Consider the following 22,084-nt stretch of genomic DNA (forward strand, 5'->3'; position numbering starts at 1 on the left):
CATACCTCACAGCACATGACTACCGGGACCGACCCCCCGCAGGCAGGTGAATGCCCCTGCTTCACCCATCCGAGCGACATCACGGATTCAACTTCAGCAGCACTTCAGATCCTTCCCAGTGAAGGAATGGCCGCAGTCGGCACACTGCCGCTCAACTGCCTGACAGGTGCTGCACTTCAGCATGTCGCTAACGATCTCCCGGCCACACTCTTCGCAGTTCCGCTTGATCTTCCGACACGGTTTGCACTTCCTATTGGTGCCCTTGAACTTTTCACCGCAGTTGTCGCACGTGCGCTGCCTGCTGGAAGCACACGATCCGCAAACGCGCCCGTGTCCGTGAAACGACCGGGGGCAGTGCTTGCAGGTACGCCAGTCAGCGCGACACGGCGAGCACTTGAGGCTGGTCCCACGAAACTTGCGCCCGCATGCGCATACGCGATCTTGGACCGCCACGAGTCGGCACCCTTCCCCAGGACCCACCACGCGAAGGGTGGGATTTCTGCGGCCGACTGTAGAGGGCATCTCTGACAAAGCGACTCTGACGAGTGATCACGTGATCTGCGCTAGGCACAAATGCCAGTTCCCTTGACGTCGCTCAAGAGGGTATCTTCGCAGCTCAGCATTCATGCGGGGACTGTTAAGAAAGTGGCATTGGGCCTAGTCCGTACCCCACCGGGAATGGCCGAAGGAGATCCAGTTGCCGAGCGGCCCGGAGGCGCTGCCCAGTTCCAGCCGGCCGTCGGGGTAGACGAAGAGGTTGACCTTCGCCGCCGTATCGCAGGCCACCAGCAGCACCTCACCAGCCTTGGGCCGGCAGTTCGCGGCCGGGATGGTCCCGATCCGGCCGTTGCCCTGGCCGGCTGGGATCGCGATGATGCCGCGCAGCTGGCAGGTGCCGTCCGGCATCCGGCGCAGCTGTGCGGGCCGCCACCCGCCGAAGTTGCTGATGCCGCTGGCGAGCTGGACGGGCTGCCATGCCTCGACGGCGAGTTCGCGGTCGTTGAAGGTGTAGGTCGTCGCGGCGCTTCCGGCGGCGGGGAAGGCGGTGACGATGACGCTGCGGCCGGTCCCGCCGATGTAGAGGTTCGGGGAGTTCTTGTCGCCTGTTCCCAGCTCGATGTGGCCGAGTTCGGTGGCGGTCACGGAGGAGTTCAGGTCGAGGTAGGCACGGCCGTACCCGTAGTGGGGGGCCTGTTGGCTGAGGCGCCCGGCAATCGGGTCGGCGTAGACCGTCCCCGGGGACTTCTCCCCCGCGATCCCCGTATAGAGCAGCACGGCCGGCATCGTGGTGCCCGGGATCCAGCTGATGTCGGGGTTGATGACGACGCGGGCGCCGGTGGTGCCGGTCTGGACGGTGCCGCCGGTGATGGTCGCGCCTTTGATGGTCTTGCCGTCGATGGCGTCGGCGGACAGGGTGGTGGCGGTGACGGCGCCGGCGGCGAGCTGTCCGGCGGCGATGGTGTTCGCGGCGATCTTGTCGGCGGTGATGCTGAGGGCCTTGATCTCGCGGCCGGTGATGGCGTCAGCGGCGATCTTCCCGGCGGCGACGGCCCCGGCGGCGAGCTGCCCGGCGGTCACGGAGCCTGCGGCCAGGGCCGGGGTGGTGACTGCTCCGACGGCGAGTTTGGCGGCGGTGACGGCGGCGGCGGCGAGTTGGAGTTCGCCGATGACGCCGGCCAGGACCTCGTCGGCGACGACCTTCGCCGGGGCTGCGGTGGTCTCGGCGGAGGCGGGTGAGGCGGTGCCGGAGGTGGAGCGGGTGACCAGGAGCGCCCACACTGCCGCTCGGGCGGGGATGACCGCTGTGCCGCCTTGCGGGGTTTCGATGGTGGTGACCAGGGTGGCGGCGCTGGGGGTGAAGCCGGTCGCGGGTGCGGCGTGGACCTCGACGCGGGCGAAGTCCAGGGGGCATGGCTGTCCGCCGGTGAACGTCCCGTCCCAGCCGACCCGGACCCCGCCGAGGACCGGGGCGGCGTTGGGGCGTGAAGGCGTGGGCGGGACGGGGCCGTTGACGACGGTCACCGCGGTGGTGCCGTCGGGCTGCTGGCCGATCAGCGCCCGTAGTCTGCCGTCGGCGGTGACGGCGAGTGCGCCGTCGTCCACGCTGGACTGCGCCAGTCCGGAGGAGCGGTCCGCCTCGCGCGTGGCGCGCTCCAAGTCCGTTAGGCGGCTGACGAGTTGGTTGATCGGGTCGGGCACGGTTCAGCCTCCGGTGGAGTAGGGGCGGGACAGGCGCAGCGTCGCTTTCTCTTGTCCGCCTTGGGGGTTGGGGTGCAGGGTCCAGGCGGTGATGCGGCACCAGTTGTCGAAGTCGGTCCACTGGTCGTGGACGGTGACGCGGATGTCGTCGCCGATGGCCCAGGAGCCGATGGGGGCAGCGGGGTGGTCGGTAACGGTGATTTCGGTGATGTCGCCGAGGCGTTGGCGGCGGGTGCGTTCGGTGCGGGTGCGGGCGGCGAGGCGGTCGGTGCTCTTCTCGGCGGGTGCGTCGAGCACGCTCTCCAGCCGGAGCCGGTTGTTGCGTGCGGCGTCGACAGTGCGGACCTTGGCGCTGCCTTCGCCGGCGCCGAGGCCGATGACGACCTGGGCGTACTGGTCGCCGTCGAACAGGACCGGGACCGCCGCGGTGATGTTGACGCCGGTGGTGAAGGTGAGGTCGGTGCGGCGGGTGCCCAGGCGCGGCCAGCCGACGACGACGGTGCGCTGCGGGCGCCGGCCGCTCCAGGTGACGCGTTCGGTCCATTCGGGGCCCTGGTCGAGTGCGGTCATGTCCCGGACGATGGTGGCCAGTTCGGGGGCTTCCCATGGCTTGGTGGTGTAGGGCTGCTCCTTGGTACCGACCGTGATCCCGGCGGGGGTGGTGTCGACGTGGACGCCGAGGTCGCCGTCGGGGACGGACTGGCAGTACTCCCAGACGTCGCGGATCACCGCGCAGGGGTCGGCTGCGGTGTAGGGGCCGCGTCCGGCGAGGTTGCCGTGCAGGTCGTGGCGGCGGGTGAGGTAAGAGGAGAACCCGGCGCCCTCGATCGGGTAGCGGCCGCCGACGGGCTCGGCGCGCCACACCAGGCCGCCCCACAGCAGCTGGTCGTCGCGTTCGGCGAACAGCAGCGTGTTACCCGCGTCCGCGAAGGCAGGGAGCACGTCGGCCAGGCGCGGTTCCAGGGTGCCGGTGAAGGATCCGGGGCCGTTGAGCTCCGGGCCGAAGGCGACGTCGCCGACGGGCAGGTTCCAGGTGAGGATGTCGCCGGTCAGGGCGTGCTGGGTGAGGTAGCGGTAGGCGGCCACGTCAGTAGACGCCTTCGAGGAACTCGGTGTCGAAGATCAGGGCGGTGGAGGAGTTGACCTCCGCGCCGCCCTTGGCCCACCAGTTGTACCGGCCGCCCTGAAGACGCAGCTGCTGGCGGGTCCCGCGCATCGGTGCCGTGATGCGCGGGGTGTCGGAGGCGAGGACGTTGACGTTGGAGTAGGCGGTGATGGTGTCGGTGTCGACCTGGAACTCGGCTCCCGGCGCGCCGGCCCAGTTGTTGCGGAAGCCGATGAACGTCTCGCCGTAGACCCGCAGGCCGGCGAGCGTGGTCACGAAGTTCGCGGACACCGCCCACGCTGGGACGTCCACGTTGACCACGCCGTTGGGTGGCCAGTTGGGCTGCCACACCCCGGCGTCGGCGGGGAACACGCTGGGGGTGAAGCCGTTGATGATCTGGAGCTTGCGCTCGCGCCGGGGGTTGGCGATCTGCCGCAGGTCCGTGATCATCGCGTCGGTGACGGTCGCGCAGTTCGGCGGCAGGGTGATCCGGGCCAGCGGGATCGCGGTCATCCCTGTCGGTGGCGTACTGGTGGTGGCGGGGACGTTGGGGATGACGTGGAAGTAGCCGATCTGGTCGGTTGCCGGGTTGCGGCCGCCCTCGTACTCGGGGTCCTCGACGCGCAGGCACAGCAGGTCGCTGCGGCCCGTTCCGGCGGTGGGTGCGATCGGCACGGAGGCGTCGCCCACGTTGTACTGGGTGTAGGCGCCCTGCCCGAAGGTGGCGCCGCGCACCACGGCGGACCCGTCGCCGACCCGCACGCCGGCGCCCGGCGTCGCGGTCGAGCTGACCTTCAGGTCGTTGCCTTCGGTCACGCCCTGGGAGCCGCGGGCAAGGTCGCGGACCATCATGCGGAACGCGCGCGCGGGGTGGGTGCCGCCGTGGACCATCATCGGGGGCTGGATGAGCGTCATGCCGTTGTCCTCACAGGCTGGTGAAGGCGTCGCGCCAGGTGACGGCGAGACGCGCGGTGTTGGTGTAGTCCGTGGCGGTCCACCGCAGCTCCGAGCGGCCGGGCGGGACCTGGAAGCGGTCCAGCCGGGACGCCGCGCTCAGGGCGCCGGCGGCGTTGCCGGTGCCGTTGCGCAGCACAGTGCGGGTGCCGGGACGGGTCTCGATCTGCACGTACTCGCCGTCGCTGAGGGCCAGTGACAGTTCCAGGACCTGGCCGGTCTCCACGATCCACAGCCGGGGGTTGGTGACCGGGCCGGTGATCCGCAGCGACGGCCACGCCGGGCTGTCCCCGGTGCTGACCAGCCAGCCGGGGCGGGTCGCCGGGTTGGCGACGCCGGTGGTGACGGGCGCGGTGATCGGCGCGGTGAACCCTTCCCGGGTGTTGGAGACGTCCAGGGACAGCGTGACGCCGGAGGTGGTGTCGGACTGCCACAGCGGATCCGCTGCCGTGAACTCGATCTCGACCGGGATCCAGCCGTGCACGGCCCGGGCGACACTCGCCGGGTCGACCCGGCGGACCCTGCCGTACAGACGGCGGGCCGGCTGCCCGGGGCGCTTGGCGCGCAGCACCACCAGAGCGCCGGGGCGGCGGCGGATCTCGGGGGCGGCGCCGGCCCTGGCCAGTTCCGCGAGGCGGTCCAGGACCGCGCCCGGGTCACCGGCCTGCCGGATGCCCGCGATGATCCGCACCAGCCGGGGCCCGTACAGGTCCACCCCGGCGAACGCCCCGTCCTCGCCGGGGATCTCGGCGTCCTCGGTGCGCAGCGGCGCGGTTCCCAGGCCCTGGATGTCCTCGATCAGGACGTCCGTGCCGGTGCCGATGACCGTCCCGGCGAGGTCGAGCTGCCAGTTCTCCAGGTCGGCCATCAGGCGTGCCCTCCCCGTTGGACGGAGCGCAGGCGGCGCATCACCGCTTCGGCGACCGCCTCCCCCGTGGTGCTGTTGTTGCCGGTGACGGTGATCGGCATCGACCCGACGAGCGGCCCGGTGCGGCCTTCGCGGACGACCACGACGGTGGGTGCGCCCGGGTGGGCGGGGACGAGCTTGAGGGTGCTGCGGGCCGGGGCGAGCGGGCGGGGCGCCGTGCTGGTCCGGCCGAGGACCGCGCCGTCCGCCAGGTGCTGGAGCTTGCCGTAGACGACGTGGCCGCCGAAGCGGCGGGCGGTCTCTTCGAGGATGGCCTTGGAGCGGGGGCGCTTGGAGGCGGCGAGCGGGATGTACGCCTCGCCGTGGGTCTCGGGTTCCGCCCACACCCGCCAGGCGCCGGCCGGGGCGATCTGCGCGACGTGCTGCTCCCGGCCGCCGGTCAGCGCGCCGTCGGCGAAGAACGTGAGGACGGAGCCGTCTGCCTGGCGTTGCATCTCCTCACGGACCCGCTCGCCCTGGCGGCTGAACATCACCGGGATGGTCACGGAGTCCGGGGCGTTCACGGAGACGTTGATGGTCTTGGAGCCGGGGATGGCCCGCACGGACGCGCCGATGCTGTCCAGGGCGGCCTGGACCTTGCCCAGGTCGCCGGACAGCAGCGCCTGGGTGAGGGCCTGCGCGGCGGCGGCGCCTTTGTCCTTGCTGACCTGCGCGATCAGGGTGAGCATCGCCGACCACTGGTCGTTGGCGCTGGTGCCGGCCTGCTTGAACGCCCCGACGACCGCGCTGAGGTCGGGTGGGTTGATCGGCTGTTTGCTGCCCCAGATCGTCTGGAGGGTCGTCATCGCGCCCTCGATGTCCCCGGCGAGCAGGGAGCGGGCGAACCCCTGGGCGGCGTCGGTGCCCTTGGCCTGCGCGACCTGCGTCACCAGGTCCAGCCCGGTGGCCATCTCCGCCTTGGACGCGGCGGCGCCAGCCTGGACGGCCTTGGTCATGTCGGTGACGGCCATCTGCTGGAGGATCTTCCCGAACGCGGCGACGTCGTTGGTCTGGGCGGCCGTCGCCCACGCGCGGGCGGTGGCCTGCCCGTACCGGGCGGCGATCGCGGGCAGCTGCTCCAGCCCGGCCTGGAACGTGTTCTGGCTGCGGGCGGCGTCCTCCACCACGATCGACTGGAGCTCGTCGGCGACCTTCGTCTTGCCGTCCTTGAGCTGGCGCACCAGCTCGTCGAGCATCGGCGCCGCCGACACCCCGAGCTCCGCGAAGTGCCCGGTCAGGTCGGAGTACCCGGCGAGCGCGAGCTCGGACAGGTTCGCCTGGAAGTCCCGCTGCGCCTTCAGCTGGCGGCGCAGCTCGGCGAGGTAGTCGTCCAGCCCGGCGCGGGTGGCGTCGACCAGGCCGTTCAGCTGCTCGGCAGCTCCGGTCTTCCCGGCCTTGAGGTTGGCCACCAGGTCGTGGGCCATGCCGGCCGAGGCGTCCCCGAGCGAGCGCAGGTGGTCGGCGAGCGGCGCGTAGCCGCGCGTGGTGAGCTCGTCCAGGTCGCTCTGGAAGGACCTGGACGCCTTGGACTGCTCGGCGAGCTTGTCGATGTACCCGGAGATGCTGGTCTTCGTCAGGTCGATCTGCTGGGCGCCGGTGCGGCTGCTCGCCGCGGCCCGGTCCTGCGCCGCCTTCCACGCCTCGGTGGGCTGGACGATGTCGCCGACCGCCTTGGCCAACGCCTTCATGCTCTCGGCGTACTTGGGGGCGCCGTCCTTGTCGGTGGGCAGCAGCTGTTCCAGCGACCACGGGCCGCCCGCGCCCCGGACGGCGCCGTCGACCTTCGCCTTCACGATGTTCATGGCGTCGGCGTACTCGGCGGCGGCCTTCACCGCGTCCGACCACGACTTGGAGCGGTCCTGGAGGACCTTCTTGGCCTGGTCGAAGCCGGTGTCGTAGGCCCCCAGGCTCGGATCCCACGACTTGGCCTTGCCGAGGTCGAGCTTGTCGTTCAGCGCGGCCAGCTTGGCGCCGCCGTTGACCAGCCCGTCCACGACCTCGTTCAGCTCCAGCCCGGCCGCCTTCAGCTTCTTCATGTCGTCGGAGTTGGCCAGGCTCTCCGCCAGGGCCCGCAGGCCGGCCCCCGTGTCGTGCTCCTCCTTCTCACGGCGCAGCGCGGCGACCAGGTCGTCGGTGACGGCTTTGGCCTTCTGCTTGCTGGCGGAGTAGGCGGCGTAGCCGACCACCCCGATCGCCAGCAGGCCGGTCAATCCCGACACGGCGAGGCTGGTGCCGCGCAGGACGGCGGGCAGGACGGAGCCGCCGGCGGCGGCCTCGGCGGCGGCTGCGCGGAACGCGGTCACCTGGGAGGTGATCTGGGCGAGCCCCGCGCGGCCGATCATGGCGGCGGCGGCCACCGCGATGAGGATCCCGATGGCGCTCTTCACCGGCTCGGGGAGGTCGCCGAACGCCCCGGCGACGATCCCGGCTTCCTGCGCCAGTTCCTGGAGGACCGGCAGCAGGACACGGGCGATGTCCATGCCCACCGCCGACGCCTTGTTCTTGAACAGGTCCCACTGGCCGGACGTGGTGTCCATCTGGATGGCGTAGGCGCGCTGCGTCGCCCCGGCGCGCTCCACCTGAAAGTTGATGGCCTGGTAGGTGTCGGCGTAATTCTTTCCGTCAGCGGCGGCCAGCGCGAGCGCGGCGCGGGTTGCGCGGATGTCCTTGAACAGCACGGCTGTTGCTTCGGCCTGGCCGTGCGTCACGGTCTTGACCTTGTTCATCACTACGAACAGGCCGTCCTGCTGGACGGCGCTGGCCGCCGACTCGTACCCCAGGCCCTTGATGAGGTCCTCAAGGTCCTTGCCCGGCTTCATCATCCGCGTCATCAGCATGTTCAGGGCGGTCGCGGACTCCGCTGCCGGGATGCCCGCCAGGGTGATCGCGGCGAGCGCCGACGACAGGTCCGCGAAGCTCACCCCTGCGGCGGCCGCCATCGGCACCACGTCGCCGAGCTGCTGCGCGAGCTCCTCGAACGAGATGACGCCCTTGTTGACGGTCTGGAACATGATGTCCATGACGTCGGCTGCTGCCGAGGCGGGCAGGCCGTATGCCTTCAGCACGCCGAGCAGGGCCCGCGCGGCGACCTCGGTGGTCGTGAGGCCGGCGGACGCGCCCTGCGCCGCCACCCGCAGGATCGTCATCGCCTCGGCGCCGTCGAACCCGGTCGAGACGATCTGGTACAGGCCCCGCGCCAACTGGCCTGCGGTCTGCGGCAGTTCGGTGGACATGCGGATAAGCTCGTCGGTGAACGCCGCGACGTTGTCGCCGTTGATCTCCTTGGAGATGGTCAGGACGTTGGCCATCTCCCTCTCCAGGGAGATCGACCCGGCGACGCCGGCGGCCAGGACCGCCCCGAGCACCAGGCCGCCCTTCAGGAACCCGGAGATCCGGGCAGCGGTGACGGCCTGAGCGGCGGCGGTGGCCTCGGTCTGCGCGCGGGTGACGGCGGCGGTGGCGGCTACCGCGCGCTGCGCGGCCTGCTCCTCGGCGGCGCCCTGACCGGTACGGGCGCGGCCCGCCGCGAGGGCGGCCGACGCCGCCGATGTGCTGGTCCGCTCGGCGAGCGCGGTGGCCCGGGCGGAGGTCTCCTGGGCGGCAGCGGCCCGGGCTGCCTGGGCGGCCTGGGCCTGCGCCGCGCGGGCGGCCGAGGCGGCGGACGCTTCGGCGGTCCGCTGCGCGGCTGCCGCCCCCGCCCCGGCGGTGGCCTGGGCGCGGGCCGCCATCGTCTGGGCGATCTCCTGCGCGCGGACGGCGCGGGTGGTCGCCTCGACGGCGGCGGCCTGCTCCGCCTGCGCCCGGGCGGCTGCCGACGCCGCGACCGCCTGGGCTCGGCCCGCGCGCTCGGCCGACGCGGTGGCGGCGTTCTGCGCGGCAGCCGAACGCTCGACGGCCGCCTGGACGGCGGCCTGGGAGCGGACGGTCTCCGCCGCTGCTGCGGCCTGGGCCCGCCCGAGTCGCTCGGCCGCCGCTTCGACGCGTTGCAACTCGGCGCGGGTGCCGGATAGTTGCCCGTCGAACGCGCGCAGCTGCTGCGCTCCGCCGCGCAAGCCCGTGGTCAGGCCCGACAGGCCGGCCTGGAGCTGGACGTAGAGGGTGTAGGCGCCGGCCACGCCGGTCACTCCTGTCTGGGCCGCAGCCCGATCTTCACCCCGCGCGCCTCAGGCCCCTGCGGGACCTGCTCCTGCTCCATCTCGACCAGCTCGCAGCCCAGGCAGCGATGCGACTGGGCAACGTAGGCGAACCGGTCGCCGCCCTGCTGCTCGTCCCACTCCGCCGGCCTCGTCCCGCAGCCCTCGCACACCGCCCGCGTGAACGCGAGGTGAGCCAAGGCCTTGGCCCGGTCCAGCGCCGTCCACCGGCCCGCCCCAGCGCCCATCAGCTGCGAGTGCGGGATCCGGTAGGCCGCGCACAGCTCCATCTCCGACCGGAACCCCGGGTCGGCTACGAGCCTTTTCCCAAGTCACCCCGCACCGTCTGGTTGGGCAGCAGAGCGGCGGTGAACAGGACCTTGGCGTCGGGGTCCGACCACTCGTCCAGCAGTGCCTGCGCGTCCGCGACGCTCATCCCCTCCACCTCGGCGCCGGTCCCGTCCCGCTCGACGTGGCACGCCGCGACCAGTGCAGCCGGGAACGTGTCGACGTCGTACTCCATCCCCTTGTCGGCCTGCTCCTCGCTCGGCGCGTGCTCGCGCAGCAGCTGCTCCCAGGCCGGCCGGGGCAGCGCCCGGAACGTCAGGGTGAACGTCGCCTCCGCCAGGGCGTGTTCGGCCGTCGCCAGGAGGGATCGGGCGATGACGACCTGCGGCTGGGACTCCAGCCAGGCGTCCTGCTCCCGCTCCGAGATGCCCGCGACGGCCGCAGCGGTGCGCGCGTCCGAGCGGGCCTTCACCAGGTTCAGTGTCGCTTCCGACACCGTCCGCTTCGCCTGGTCGTCGTCGCAGAAGCTGGCCGGGCGCTCCGCGAGCTTGCGGGCCTTCAGTCGGGCCAGCTTGGCGGCCCAGTGCGCGTCGTCGGCCACCGCTCGGGCGGGTGGCTCCTGTCCGGCCGTCATCAGCCGGCCGCCGGTGCCGGGACGGCCGCGTCCAGGGTCGGGATGTCCGTGACGGCGAAGACCACCTTAAACTTGGCGGGTTCGGTGCCGGTGGAGTAGCTGGCGGCGCGGGAGGCGACGCGGACCGGGAAGGCGTCCAGGCTCTTGCTGGCGGGCACGTCGCCCTTGCGCAGGATGACGACGTACCCGGTGGTGCCCTTGGACAGCAGCGTCTCCACTGTCTCCGACGCCAGGTCCTCGTAGAACGTCAGCGAGCTGGTGGCGGCCTTGTCCTCGCCGGGGATGGAAGACGCGAACGCATTTCCCAGGTCGGGGGTCTCCAGGGGTGTGTTCTCCAGCGCCCAGCCCTCGACGTCGGAGATCAGCCTGGACAGGTCCGTGGCGCCGGGCCCGGTGGTGAGTTCGGCCCGGGTCGGGATGTTGGTGGGCGCCGCGATGGTCTTCAGGAAGTAGATCTTGGTGATGCCGCGGCGCATGAACCGCTGCTGCGTGGATGCCACGCCGACTCTCATTTCCGGGGAACACCGGCACCGGGGATCACAGACCACCGGAGACCCGTCCCCTGACGGCCACCCACTACGAGAGGTGGTCGGGGAGTCAGCCCGTGCCGGCGGCCGGGCGTCCGTGCGGGGGTCTCCACGGTGAGAACATGCTCGGCGGTCAGCTGCCCGGAGTTGTCACATGCAGGGCGAACCGCTCGATGTAACTGTATACGCCGCTCACGACGGTGACCCCGTCGCTCTTGTCCAGCTCCCGGCCGGTGACGACATGTCCGGCCGGTGCGACCGGTGTGGCGAACCCTGCTCCCGGCGCCCGCCCCAGCAGCGCGCCGCGGACCTTGTCCGCCATCCACTCCGCCTGCTCGGCGGTCGTCCCGATGCTCGTCACCTGAACCAGCACCTTCGCGTCCGCGTCCGCGTCGCCGAACGGCGGCCCGTCCGAGACACTGCCGAGCGGGTACAGCACGCAGTACGGCACGGTGTTGCCCGTCGGCTTGTCCGCGGCCACCGGCGCCGTCGCGTAGCCGCAGCTGCGGCCCGTCGCGCCGGACAGCGCCGCCTGCACGGCGAGGGAGACCACGCGTCCCTGCACAGCCACCGCTACTCCCCCTCCCTGTCGTCGCCGTCGTCCGCTTGGAGGCGGGAGGCGGTGAGGTGACCGGCCAGGTCCAGGCTCGCGTACGACACCATCCCCGCCCGGTCCCACGCCGGCATGTCCTGCGGCGACGTCTCCACGAACATCCCGAGCTCCCCGGAGTCTTCGTCGAACACCTCGACCAGCAGCACGGCGCGACTCAGCAGCCCGGCTCCGTGCGAGCGCAGGACACCGGAGAGGGCTTCGTGCAGGTCCTCCACGAACTGGCTCACCGGCTTCCCTCCGCCACCGCGCCGAGGGCGGCCACGAACAGCGGTGTGATCCGTTCGACGGCCGGGCCCACGTGGGGGTACGGCGGCTGGTGGAAGATCCGGCCGAGGATGTCCGGCCCGACGAACCCGAACTCCAGCCGCCTCGACTGGGGCTTGTTCGTCCCGACGACCGCCTCGACACCGTCCGCCCCAACCTGGACCTCGTGGGTCCAGGAGCGCCGGTAGTCACCAGTCGGAGCGTTCGGCCCCGGCCGGCCCGAGGCGTTCGCCTTGACCGCGGTCTCCAGCAGCATCGCGTGATGGCGGACCGCCGCGACGGCGGCAGGCAGCAGCGCGGCGGCCCGTGCCTCCAGCTGGACGGCGATCTGCGCGCCATTGCTGTACGCACCGGCGGCGGGGTGGGCGTTAGGGTGCGGGTTCAGCGGGGACGCCATCACGCGGCCTCGTTCTCGTCCAGAACGGACCAGTTCCCGGCCGCCCACTCCCCCAGCTGGAGGAGCAGTGCACGGGTGAACTCGGACGAACGGCCGTCCATCAGGTCGTGGCGGCCAAGGGCGGCGCGTTCCAGCTCACCCGGGTCGATCGCGGCCAGGAACCGGACGGCGGCCGGCCCCGGATCCGGCGCTTCGCCGATCGCGACCCGGGCCGTCCCCTCCCAGCCCTCCACAGTGGCCGGGTTGAGGAGGAGGAGCAGTTCCGGGAGCTGCCCGGCGCGCTGGTTCAGGGTGTAGGCCGCGACCTGGGAGGAGATGTCCCGGCCGTCGAGCTCCAGGCGGGCAGCCGGGCCCGTCGCGGCGATCCGGACGTGGCTGGTCCGCTCAGGTGTGGTGGGAGTGTCCATGATCCCGACCCTAGAAGCCGTGAAAGACATCCTCCCGAGAGCGCCGGTCACGGCGTGGTGATCTCGTCCAGGCGGGTCACCCGGGCGACTTCCACCGTGCTGGCCTCCGCCGGGTCGAGGACCTGCCAGACCCGGCCGACCGTCCCGGCTGTCGCTGACGCGGCGGCGGCCACCTCCACCCGGTCACCCCGCTGCGCGAGCGGTGCGGCCAGCGGCGTGACCAGGCCGTACCAACTCGACGTGTCATCGAGCCATTTGCCGCCGACCAGGCGCTCAACCGTGCCGAGGCCGTGCGCCGAGAGCACCGCTCCCGGCCCCTCCCACACCAGCACCGCAGGTGCTGGCCCGACGAGCCCGGTCACCACGTCAAGAATCGGGGTGCCGGTCGGCCGGGAGATCCGCACGGTGTCCACCATCACCGTGCTCTCCAGATGCTGACGGACCGCATCCAGGTCCACAGGCGTACTCACGCGCCGCCCCCGGCCGAACCGGTCTTCTCGATGCGCATCCACGTCGTCCTCACGACCTGGAGCGTGCCGGTCTCCCCCGGGTCCAGCGCCCGCCACACCCGCCCGACGGCCGCGCCGTCCCGGCTCTCCACCATGGTCACGAAGTCCCCAAACTCCGCGACCGGCGCCGACAACGGCGTGAAGAGCAGGTAGCGGCCCTCACCGTCGTCCTTGTAAGGCTGGCCTTCCAGCCGCAGGACGATGCCAGGCCCGCTGACGGGCCGGTGCGCGCCAGGCCCGGACCAGACGACGAGATCAGGGCCGGGCTCCAACTGCCCGGTCGCCGGGTCGAGGACCTGCGGGCCCGGCCGGTAGATACGGATCACGTCTTCGAGGAGCTTGCGCTCGACCAGGGCAGTCACACCGTCAAGGCGCAGACCGCTGGCAGGGGTGGGGGTCGTCATGCTCCTGAGCGTAGGAAGAGCGACCGACACCCGACCCTTTCAAGGGCGCTGCTCGGGCAGCGGTCGCAGGGGCTTGGCGTTCCAGGCGAGCGGCACCCGGAAGACGTGGTGCAGGACGTTGATCGACAGCCCGGCGTCGGTGAGGGCATGCAGTGGCATGACTCCGTCGGCGATGCGCCGGATCACCTCGACCTGCCAGCCGTCGGGCAGCCTTGCGAGTCGGCCGACCAGGTCCCGGCTGAGCTCGACCTGGCGCTCCTCGGCGTACCGATGCACCGCCGCGGGTCACCTCACCCGCCACCCAACCCGACGACGGCGACGAACCGCCCCTTTGTGCAGCACCCGTCCGCTGACGTTGCCGTCAGCGTTGCCATCAAGAACGCGAAAAGCCTCGCCAGAAAAGTCTGGCGAGGCTTCTCGCTTTTCTCCTGAATTTCAGCTTCAGCCGGATTCTCGCCAGCGAGTCACAGCACGCTGGCACAGGGCGAGAGCGAAGGACCCAAAATCATCCCCGGGCCTCTCCATGCTCTGACGGTCCGCGACGCCAGGATTCCAAACGAGGACCGGATACTCACCTTCCGAATCCACTTGGGAGGAATCTAGAACGATCAAGCCACCCATTCCGTCAAACATTACAACGATCAGGTCGGATGGCATTCCGTACTGACTGCAAGCATCCAGAGTCTCAGCTACGGAGCCCAACAGCTTCTGCCCCATGGCGGGTGTCTGATACACGCCGAGGAACTCTTCGCCAGCGATATCCCAGGTCCCGAACTCTTCGATCACGCGGCGGTACGAGGGAGGGAACGTGACGCCTAGGTCGTGCTCAGCGGCGGCGATCATCGCTGCGTCGCAGCCATCTGCATGGTTCGCGATGTCGTCGTTGCCGCGAACCAGCTCGACCAGGCGCTCACTGGCCTCGATTGCGCTCATCATTCACCAAATCCTGCCGCTCTGTCTTTCCAGTACTGGGATTTCCAAGCATTGAAGGCATCGCGATCGATTCCGCTGGGGATCTTGGTGCCCGCCTTCCAGTGCAGCTGATTATAGTTCCCGAAGTGCATGGAGTGCGTCACCTCGGCGATCGGCCCGTCCTGCGTCTGGAGCATGTGATGAAGGTTCAGCGGCTTGTCATCCGGGCCCATCGGGGCCAGCCCCTGCTGCATTCTCTTGAGATTGCCTCGACCATACTTATCTGCAGGCGAAAAGTAGTCCGGATTGACCAGATCATCCCGCTGGTAAATACGCTGACCGTTGTAGTCGGTCGGCGACCAGAATTGGCAGTTTGAGTTGTGAACCAGGACCGGCGTGGTCCCCGCCAGCACATAGTACGTGTGGAGCTGGTTGACAGTCAGGTTGTGCATGTCGGCCGCGCCAGGCACAGGCTGCTCGGCAAGGACCACAACGTGGCCGCCAGCAGCAGTTACGAGGGCATGGCCGATCGGGAGCCGGCCAGCGGCGACCCACTCGTGGGTACTGTCATCCCAGAAGGGGTGGTTGTCCGTCGTGTGGATAGTGGCCGTTGAGCCGTCTTCGAGTTTGATCTTGAGGTCAAGGAGGTCAGTATCATGGTTGGTCCAGGTGGCGGTTACTGTGCGCTGGCCCGTGTTCTTGCCGGAGGCTGGATCAGCGGCCTCAACCTGGTCACCCACATGGATTTGACCGATGGCTTTTGAAGATCCGTCACCCATGAGAACTGGCGTATCAGATGAAAAGCTGCAGCCTTCATTGCCGGGGAGGTCGTGGTCAATCGAGGAAGTGCTCGTCACTATCTCGGAGTCGCTCTTCAGGCCCTGGATCACTGTCTTTACAGAACTGCCAAGGCTCCCCGATTCGGTAGTACCAGCCTTGATGAATCGTCCGACGTCAGCGACAATATCGACTGCACCATCAGCCCCCGTGGCCAGGGTGGCAAGGGTCGTGACGACGTAAGCAGCCTTGTAGCCGTTCGAGTTCCGATCAACGTGGAAGGTGTCCGCGAACGGGTGATCCGAGGTCGTGACGGGCTGCGGGGCTGGCGCTCCCGCTCGGTTCAGCGCGCCTGAGGCCGCGTTGGCGAGGCGGGCGGCGGGGTTGATCGTGTTTATCCAGCCGATAAGTGCGTCACCAACTGCTGCAAAGGCTTTCGAGAACGAGAAGCCGCCCTTGGGACTAGAACCCACCATCGCGTGTGCGTCCTGCACGTCACAGGTGAACTTGCCCCCTCCGTGGCAGGTGGGGCCACTGTCGCCACCACCGTTACCGTCATCACCGGTGTCAAGACCACCGTAGACGTTGTCGATGTTGCCAACGTTGTTGGGGCCCTTATAAGCGTCGTCGCCCCCCTGGTTCGCCTCGTTCTGAAGGCCGTTGGGGTCGCTGCCGGTGGTGGGGTTGTTGGCGGCGTAGGTGTAGCCACCCATCTGGTTGGGGTCGCCAGCTTCGAGGATGGGGTCGGTGCTGAGGAAGCGGCCGAGGGTGGCGTCGTAGTTGCGGGCGCCGAGGAGGTTGAGGCCTGTTGTGGTGTCGGTGGGCTGTCCGAGGTAGCCGTGGTTGTCGGCCCAGGCAGTCGGGGCGGTGCCGCGGGGGTTGCCGTAGGGGTCGAAGGACCGGCGGGTGACGGCCATCGTGCCAGCGTCGACCTGGAGCCCGGAGGTGTGTTGGGGGTTGGTGGGCTGGTAGGTGAGGGTGCCGGTGCTGGAGCGGACGATGACGGTGCCGTCGGGGTTGTGGTAGTACCGCAGGCCGCTGACCGTGGTGGGGCTGGTGGTGGTGTTGAGGGTGAGTTGCTCGGCACCACCGAAGAGGTACAGCACCGTGCTGGTGGGGCCGTGCTGGATGAGCAGGCCGCCACTGGCGTCGTAGAGGTAGTCGGTGTGCTGGCTGACGCCGGTGCCCTGGGTGGTGGTGACGGTGGCGGTGCGGCCCTCGGCATCGTAGGTGAGGGTCTGCGAGGCGCCGGGGGCGGCGGCCGTGTTGTTGGTGGTCCACTTCTGGCTGGGGGCGGCCTTGCAGGTGGAGGCGACGAGCCCGGTGCCGCTGACCGTCGTGCCGTTGGCTGTGTCCAGGCAGAGGTTGGCGGCGGGGTTGTAGATGGTGCCGTCCGGGCGGATCTGCCAGGTCTGCGGGTTGCTCACGGCACAGGCAGCCAGCTGGATCGGGTTCCCCGAGGTCTGGTTGCCGACGATGGCGGCGCACTTGCCGTACAGCTGCAGCGTGCTGGTCTGGTAGGACCACTGCTGCGGGTTCGACTGGTTGCAGGTGTACACGTACACCTGCGTGCCGGGCGTTTTGTTGGCGTTGTACCCGTCCACGCAGGTGCCGCCGGAACTCACGATGGTGGTCTTGGTGGCACGGCTGGTGGTGTTGCCTGCCGAGTCGTAGGAGGGGGTCTGGGTGACCGTGCCGGTGGCCGGGGTGGTGCTGGTGACGCTGCTGAGGGTGTTGGGCTGTGGGGCGGCCGTGGTGCCGGATCCGCGGTAACTGCTGGTCTGGGTGCTGTCCTTGCTGGTGTTGCCGGTGATGTCGTGCTGGACCTGCTGGGTGCGGTCACCGAGGAGGTCGTACTGCCAGCTCTGCCAGTAGGGCGTAGGGCCGCCGATGGTGGCCGGAGTCGGGGCGGGAGTGGTGCAGTGCGAGAGCTGGCCGGCGGTGGGGGCCGTGGTGCCCTTGGTGTCGGTCCAGGCGGTGGTCAGCCGGTCCAGGCCGTCGTAGGTGAAGCACTGATTGTCGGTGGTGAGGTCGGTACCGCCTGACGACTGGGCGTCGGTGACGCTGGTGAGGTTGCCAGCCGGGTCGTATCCGTAGGTGGTGTAGTCGATCGGGTTGGCGGTGGCGGTCTGGAGCCGGACGCTGTTCTTCGTCAGGCGCCCGGTTGCGGCGTCCCAGGTCTGCGCGGTGCTGAGTTGGCTGCCGGCGTTGCCGTAGGTGGACTGCTCGATCTGGCCAAGGGGGCTGTAGTAAGCCGCATCGAGGTAGTGCGTGAAGCGTCCTGAGCCGCTGGACACCTGCAGGCCTTGGAGGTCGTACCCGTAGCCGACGCTCTCGGCGGCCAGGCCGCCGTCCGCGTTGTAGTTGGTGTTGCTGAGCAGGCCCACCGTGGGCGAGTAGGTGGCACCGACGGTGTAGGTGTTGGCAAGCTTGGTTTCGGCGGCTGGGATGGTGACGGTGCTGCCGGTTGGCTGGTAGGCGGTGTTATAGCCCGTGACCGCCTGGGTGTAGGCGCTGCTGCCGGTTCCTGATCCGCCGATGTAGCGGGTCGCGGAGGTGGGGTAGCCCTTGGCGAGAGTGTCGTAGGTGTATCCGGTGAGCTGCTTGGTCGCGTCCGTGGTGTTGGTGCCGGAGTACTCGCCGGTCTTACGGCTCAGGATGTCGTAGGTGAACGAGAGGGTTTGGTTGCGACCGTCGGTCGTGGTGGCGATGCGGCCCAGCTGGTCGTAGGTGGTACTGGAGTTGCCCGAATCGGGGTCCGTCTGTGCGGTTTGCTGCCCGAGGAGGTTGTACGTGTAGGTCCAGGTGTTGCCGGCGTTGTCGACGGTCGTGGCGGGCTTTCCGTCGGGGGTGTAGGTGTAGCGGGTGGTCACGTCACCGATGCCGGTTCCGCCGTGGACGACTGAGGAGGTGGTCTGGCCGAGTGCGTTGGTGAATGTGGAGGTGGCGCTGGCGCCTGGGGGTGGGGTGGTGTCGACCTCGTCCACGCCTGGGTAGTTGGTGGTGGACTGCCACAGCAGGGATGCGCTGGAGTACAGCTGCGACGCCGTTACCCGGCCCAGCCCGTCGAAGACGGTTTTTGTCTCGGACGGGACGCTGTTCTCGGCTTCGACGAACAGGGTGGATCCCGGTGCGGTGATGGTGTCCGACCATGTGGGGATGCTGGTGGTGGCCCAGCCGTGGCTGTCGTACCAGGTGGAGGAGACCAGACGCCCGACAGAGTTGTCCGCGGTGGTCGTCTGGGTCTGGCGGGCCTGCAGGTACCCGTCGTAGATGGTGACGGCGGTGTTGTAGGACCCGTCGTCGCGCAGCGTCTGGGTGGTGACGCTGGAGGGGTCGGGTGCGGTTGTGGGGGTGGGGCGGGTGCCATGGATGGCGTAGGAGAACGTCTTGTCCGGGGTCTGGGTGGCCTGGTCGCGGCCAGGGGTCCAGACCTGCGTGTGGCGGCCCAGGGCGTCATAGGTGGCGGCGGTGACCCGGTTGTTGGCGTCAAGGGACTTCAGTGCCAGTGAGCGGGCCGGGTCGAGAGTTGTCGTCTGGGTCCAGCCGAGAGCGTTGGTGCTCATCACCGAGGTAGGAAGGATCCCGTGGTCGGGGAGGTACGCGGTCTTCGCTGAGGTTCCCGCCAGGCTCGCGGTATCGATCGCTCGACCGTACTGGTCATGCGTGACCGCTTGCATGGTCCGGTAGACCGGGTTCCCGGAGGCATCGTAGGAAGCGAGTTGCTGGACTGCGGACGTGTTGCCGACGGTGGTGCCAGTCTGCCCGATCACTCCGGGCTGTCCCGGGTTGGTGATCGTGCCGTCACCGTCGTAGAAGAGCCGCTCGTCACTGAGGGTGGTGGACGTCGACGGCGTCGTAGAACAGGGGCCTGAGACCCGCAGCACCCGAGCTGGGTAGGAGGCCATCATGGGGTTGCTCGACGGCGGCGTGGCGTAGGTAGTGGTGGTGCAGGTTTCCTGCGCGGGCACGCTCAGATCGCCCTTGGCATCGATCGTCCAGGGCCGTCCAGAATCGTCATATGTGGTGCTGGTCTGGGTGGTGCGCCAGGTCTTGCCGTCTGACATCAGGCCCACGGAGCGGCTGCCGGCCGTCTTGATGCGTCGGGCCGTCAGGTCCGGCAGTGTCGACAACGGTGGCCTAGTCGACGATGTATCCGTGGTGTAGGCGGTCCGTGGGCTGGAGACCTCGCTGGTGAGAGTGGATGGGTCGGCGATGGTCTTGGCGGTGATGGTGCCGCCGTCCTGGGTGTAGGTATCCGTCTCCAGGGCGGTCCCAGCGAGCCAGTCGCTGTCCGTGGTGAGCGGCTCGTTGGTGGGTGCCTGGCTCAGGGTGGTACCGACCTGGACGCTGCGTGTGGTGCCGTCGGCTTTGTAGTCCCCGTCCATGCCCTGCAGGTAGGTGGTCACGGACTTGGTGATCGGGTCAGGGGCCTTGCCGCTGGTGATGGTGATGGTGCGGAAGCCGCGGAACTGGTCCCAGGTCCGGTACTGGTCGTCCGTCAGGTCGGAGTCGTCCCGGTGCCAAGCCGGTCCGTCGTAGGTGTAGTTGGTGACCTTCTGCGGGGAGCCGGCCTTGGTGGTGTCGTTGTCGGTGATCTGGCTGACCAGGGTCTTCTGGAACCAGTCGGCGATGGGTTTGGCGCCCGGCGGGCTCCAGTAGGCCTGGTAGCAGGCCATGGTGTCACTGTCCGGGGAAGGCGGCATGTGGTTGCTGGTGCGTGAGCACTCGGGGGCCCGGTAGGTGACGGCGATGGACTCGCCGGTCTCCGTCTGGATGCTGGTGATCCGGGGGTGGTACAGCGGCGGTGCCGCCGGGCTGGGGCCGTCGACGCGGTTGTCGGTCTCCTGGCCCATGAAGGTGACCGGGTCCAGCTGCGTAGGACCGCTGCCACCGGCTGAGGTGTCCTGGCCGGTGTGCTGGATCGCGGACAGCCACATCACCGACTGGATCGCGCCGACGTCCTGGGGGTTACCGTCGATGCCCGTCTGGCCGGTGACAGGGTCAGCCGTGCCGCCGGCGTCCGAGAACGCCTGCGAAAGGGCGTAGGAGTCGACGTTCTGCCATCCCGTACTGGTCTTCACCCGGGTGGTGATCTCGCGGAGCCGCACGGTAGACCAGAAGGTGGGGGACGCGACCTGGCACACCGAACTTCCGGTCCCGGAGGTCGTGTCCGTGGAAGGACAGTTCAGGTCGTACGGGACGTCCGGCCAGTTCACGGCCGTGGAGCTGGACAGATTGGAGGACTGGCAGACGGTGTCGGAGGTAGTGCACCGCTGCGCCGCCGGGTAGTCCGGGTTGAAGAGGACCTGCGCAGCGGGGTCCCTGCCGGCCGCCTCGTCAGCGAGCTGGTAGCCGTAGGAGATCTGGGTGAGGTAACCGCCGCGGGTGTACGAGGTCAGGGTGCCCGCACCGCCGGACGCTGCGACCTGGCCGTAGCCCATGTTGTACCAGTTGGTCTCGGCGGCCCAGTCGTAGCGTTGGACGTTGCCCTGTGGGTCAACTACGAAGTCGAGGTTGAAGCGGTAGCCGACCGGCTGGTTGCAGGTGGAGCTGCTGCCCTTGGCGGAGTCGTAGCACGGGTCGCCGGAGTTGGGGTGGTAGACCGGCACACCCCAGGCACTGTTGGTCGCCGCGTCGGAGGTGGTGTTGGGCGCGTGGTTGGCACCCAGGTAGTAGGAGGTGCCGTCGGTGGTGGTGACCTTGAAGTACTCGCCGTTCCAGAGGCCGTTGGAAGCGCCGGAGAGGTCTTCGACCTTGGTGCCGTCATCGCCGAGCAGATGGTAGACCTTGGACTTGCCCAAGCCTGGGGCGCTTGTGTCCTCGGGTACCAGCCGACCGGTGTGGGAGCCGAGCGAGATGGTGGCGTTGTACCCAGCCCAGCATTCGTCGCCGGAACCGGTGATCCCGTCGGCCGTGCACGGCTTGAAGGAACGCTCGATGAAGCCGGGGCTGTAGTTCCAGCCGTCGCCGATCCAGGAGGACTGGGAGTTACGTCCCGAGGTCTCTCCGTCGATGGACTGCGAGTTGTAGGAGAGGCCGACGGTCGGGGCATTGCCACCGAGGGACGGCGGTGAGGTGATCGAGTAGTTGTAGGTAAAGGCGCCGGAGGACGACTGGGACCATGAGCCGGACGGTGACAGGGACGTCGCCGTGTAGGAGCCCTGCGATCCGCCGGCACCGGAGATCGCGGCCACGGCCACGCCTGACGTCAGTGCTGCGGTGCCCGCTGAGGGGGCAGCGAACGCGCTGGCGGTACGCTGTGCGGCCGACAGGCCGACAGTGGTCGTCAGCTTGTGTCCGGCTGTGTCGTTCGTGAAGTCGAGGGGGTGCTGTGTGCGGCACTGGGCAAGCTGGGGGGTGGTCAGCGCGCACGAGGGCATGGCCACCAGTTGCAGACGTGACGCCCAGGCCCCGCCGTATGCCTGCGCAACGGAACCGTAGTCCAGCGACACCGAGAGGCCGCCTGCGCTGCTCTGCCCGTCCGCGCGGGTCAAGCCGACCAGCAGGCCGTCGACGTTCGCCGCCTGCGCGCCTGCGCGGTCGGCAAGTTGCACCTTCACCGATGTGGGCGGGGTGAACGGTGTGACCATGCTGAGCATCGACCGCGCCTGCGCGCCCATCTGCTGGGACGGCACGGCGCCCACCGATACCGGAGATGATCCGGCTCGGACCAGATCAGCCCCGGCTGCAGCGGCGGCAGATGCGGCGCGGCTGCCCGCCCCCAGGGATTTGGCCGCCGACGAGGTGAGGTCGACGGTCGAGGCGGAGGCTGCGGGCCACTGCGGGGCGACGGCGGCATGGGCGGCCATCGGCCGCGCACCCGCCTGGAGCGGCGCCGAACCTGTGTGGCCGGGGCTGTTCGCCGCGTGGCCCTTGACCTTGGGCTGTTTGGGGAGTGGATCGCCCGGCCACACCTTGCCGGTGTAGTGGTATCCGCCGACAACGATTTCGGCGCTTGCCGTCGGAACGATCAGGGACATCGCCGCCGCTGTGGCTACCGCCACCGTGCCGCCCCGTCCCCACCTCCGACCGCGTGCGCCCTTGATCCAGT

17 protein-coding genes are annotated in these 22,084 nt (G+C 69.4%); all 17 read right to left on the reverse strand.

The features are described from left to right. Nucleotides 1–657: 657 nt before the first annotated feature. Entirely contained in the window at nt 658–2,199 is a 1,542-nt protein-coding gene (locus ABD330_RS08015) for a phage tail protein (protein WP_344462326.1), read from the reverse strand. 3 nt (nt 2,200–2,202) lie between these two features. Continuing rightward, entirely contained in the window at nt 2,203–3,285 is a 1,083-nt protein-coding gene (locus ABD330_RS08020; protein ID WP_344462328.1) for a hypothetical protein, read from the reverse strand. 1 nt (nt 3,286) lies between these two features. Next, a complete protein-coding gene (locus ABD330_RS08025; RefSeq protein ID WP_344462330.1) occupies nt 3,287–4,219 on the reverse strand; it encodes a hypothetical protein in 933 nt (310 codons plus the stop codon). A gap of 10 nt (nt 4,220–4,229) precedes the next feature. Continuing rightward, a complete protein-coding gene (locus tag ABD330_RS08030) occupies nt 4,230–5,126 on the reverse strand; it encodes a phage distal tail protein (RefSeq protein ID WP_344462332.1) in 897 nt (298 codons plus the stop codon). Continuing rightward, the gene (locus ABD330_RS08035) at nt 5,126–9,280 is read right to left on the reverse strand and encodes a phage tail tape measure protein (RefSeq protein ID WP_344462334.1); all 4,155 of its coding nucleotides are present in this window, start codon (nt 9,278–9,280) and stop codon (nt 5,126–5,128) included. The genes ABD330_RS08030 and ABD330_RS08035 overlap by 1 nt, the downstream gene beginning before the upstream one ends. A gap of 5 nt (nt 9,281–9,285) precedes the next feature. Then, nucleotides 9,286–9,588 (reverse strand): hypothetical protein, encoded by a 303-nt coding sequence (locus ABD330_RS08040; RefSeq protein ID WP_344462336.1) that lies wholly within the window; start codon nt 9,586–9,588, stop codon nt 9,286–9,288. 23 nt (nt 9,589–9,611) lie between these two features. Further along, nucleotides 9,612–10,220 carry a hypothetical protein gene (locus ABD330_RS08045; RefSeq protein ID WP_344462338.1) on the reverse strand — a complete coding sequence of 203 codons (609 nt, stop codon included), beginning with the start codon at nt 10,218–10,220 and terminating at the stop codon, nt 9,612–9,614. Further along, entirely contained in the window at nt 10,220–10,720 is a 501-nt protein-coding gene (locus ABD330_RS08050; protein WP_344462340.1) for a phage tail tube protein, read from the reverse strand. The genes ABD330_RS08045 and ABD330_RS08050 overlap by 1 nt, the downstream gene beginning before the upstream one ends. A gap of 160 nt (nt 10,721–10,880) precedes the next feature. Beyond that, complete coding sequence (locus ABD330_RS08055) at nt 10,881–11,318, reverse strand: hypothetical protein (RefSeq protein ID WP_344462342.1); 438 nt, start codon at nt 11,316–11,318, stop codon at nt 10,881–10,883. Between the two features lie 2 nt (nt 11,319–11,320). Continuing rightward, nucleotides 11,321–11,587 (reverse strand): hypothetical protein, encoded by a 267-nt coding sequence (locus ABD330_RS08060; protein ID WP_344462344.1) that lies wholly within the window; start codon nt 11,585–11,587, stop codon nt 11,321–11,323. Continuing rightward, on the reverse strand, nt 11,584–12,021 hold the full coding sequence (locus tag ABD330_RS08065) for an HK97 gp10 family phage protein (RefSeq protein ID WP_344462346.1): 438 nt from the start codon (nt 12,019–12,021) through the stop codon (nt 11,584–11,586). Before ABD330_RS08065 ends, ABD330_RS08060 begins: the two co-directional genes overlap by 4 nt. After that, on the reverse strand, nt 12,021–12,428 hold the full coding sequence (locus ABD330_RS08070; protein WP_344462348.1) for a hypothetical protein: 408 nt from the start codon (nt 12,426–12,428) through the stop codon (nt 12,021–12,023). Before ABD330_RS08070 ends, ABD330_RS08065 begins: the two co-directional genes overlap by 1 nt. Nucleotides 12,429–12,475: 47 nt before the next feature. Further along, the gene (locus ABD330_RS08075) at nt 12,476–12,898 is read right to left on the reverse strand and encodes a DUF6093 family protein (RefSeq protein ID WP_344462350.1); all 423 of its coding nucleotides are present in this window, start codon (nt 12,896–12,898) and stop codon (nt 12,476–12,478) included. Then, nucleotides 12,895–13,341: a DUF6093 family protein gene (locus ABD330_RS08080; protein WP_344462353.1), complete on the reverse strand. Its 447-nt coding sequence runs from the start codon at nt 13,339–13,341 to the stop codon at nt 12,895–12,897. Before ABD330_RS08080 ends, ABD330_RS08075 begins: the two co-directional genes overlap by 4 nt. 39 nt (nt 13,342–13,380) lie before the next feature. Then, nucleotides 13,381–13,617, reverse strand: a complete 237-nt coding sequence (locus ABD330_RS08085; RefSeq protein WP_344462355.1) for a hypothetical protein — start codon at nt 13,615–13,617, stop codon at nt 13,381–13,383. Nucleotides 13,618–13,782: 165 nt separating this feature from the next. Continuing rightward, nucleotides 13,783–14,274, reverse strand: coding sequence for an SMI1/KNR4 family protein (locus ABD330_RS08090; RefSeq protein WP_344462358.1), 492 nt, complete (start codon nt 14,272–14,274; stop codon nt 13,783–13,785). Beyond that, nucleotides 14,274–22,013: an HNH/ENDO VII family nuclease gene (locus tag ABD330_RS08095; protein ID WP_344462360.1), complete on the reverse strand. Its 7,740-nt coding sequence runs from the start codon at nt 22,011–22,013 to the stop codon at nt 14,274–14,276. The genes ABD330_RS08090 and ABD330_RS08095 overlap by 1 nt, the downstream gene beginning before the upstream one ends. Nucleotides 22,014–22,084 lie beyond the last annotated feature (71 nt).

The organism is Kitasatospora kazusensis (assembly GCF_039529945.1).
Classification (GTDB): Bacteria; Actinomycetota; Actinomycetes; order Streptomycetales; family Streptomycetaceae; genus Kitasatospora; species Kitasatospora kazusensis.

Bases quoted from the DNA above. Each gene is read 5' to 3' on its own strand.
- ABD330_RS08095 (WP_344462360.1), bottom strand. From the start codon at position 22,013: ATGTCCCTGATCGTTCCGACGGCAAGCGCCGAAATCGTTGTCGGCGGA.
- ABD330_RS08045 (WP_344462338.1), bottom strand. From the start codon at position 10,220: ATGACGGCCGGACAGGAGCCACCCGCCCGAGCGGTGGCCGACGACGCG.
- ABD330_RS08090 (WP_344462358.1), bottom strand. From the start codon at position 14,274: ATGAGCGCAATCGAGGCCAGTGAGCGCCTGGTCGAGCTGGTTCGCGGC.
- ABD330_RS08080 (WP_344462353.1), bottom strand. From the start codon at position 13,341: ATGACGACCCCCACCCCTGCCAGCGGTCTGCGCCTTGACGGTGTGACT.
- ABD330_RS08030 (WP_344462332.1), bottom strand. From the start codon at position 5,126: ATGGCCGACCTGGAGAACTGGCAGCTCGACCTCGCCGGGACGGTCATC.
- ABD330_RS08070 (WP_344462348.1), bottom strand. From the start codon at position 12,428: ATGGACACTCCCACCACACCTGAGCGGACCAGCCACGTCCGGATCGCC.
- ABD330_RS08040 (WP_344462336.1), bottom strand. From the start codon at position 9,588: ATGGAGCTGTGCGCGGCCTACCGGATCCCGCACTCGCAGCTGATGGGC.
- ABD330_RS08025 (WP_344462330.1), bottom strand. From the start codon at position 4,219: ATGACGCTCATCCAGCCCCCGATGATGGTCCACGGCGGCACCCACCCC.
- ABD330_RS08065 (WP_344462346.1), bottom strand. From the start codon at position 12,021: ATGGCGTCCCCGCTGAACCCGCACCCTAACGCCCACCCCGCCGCCGGT.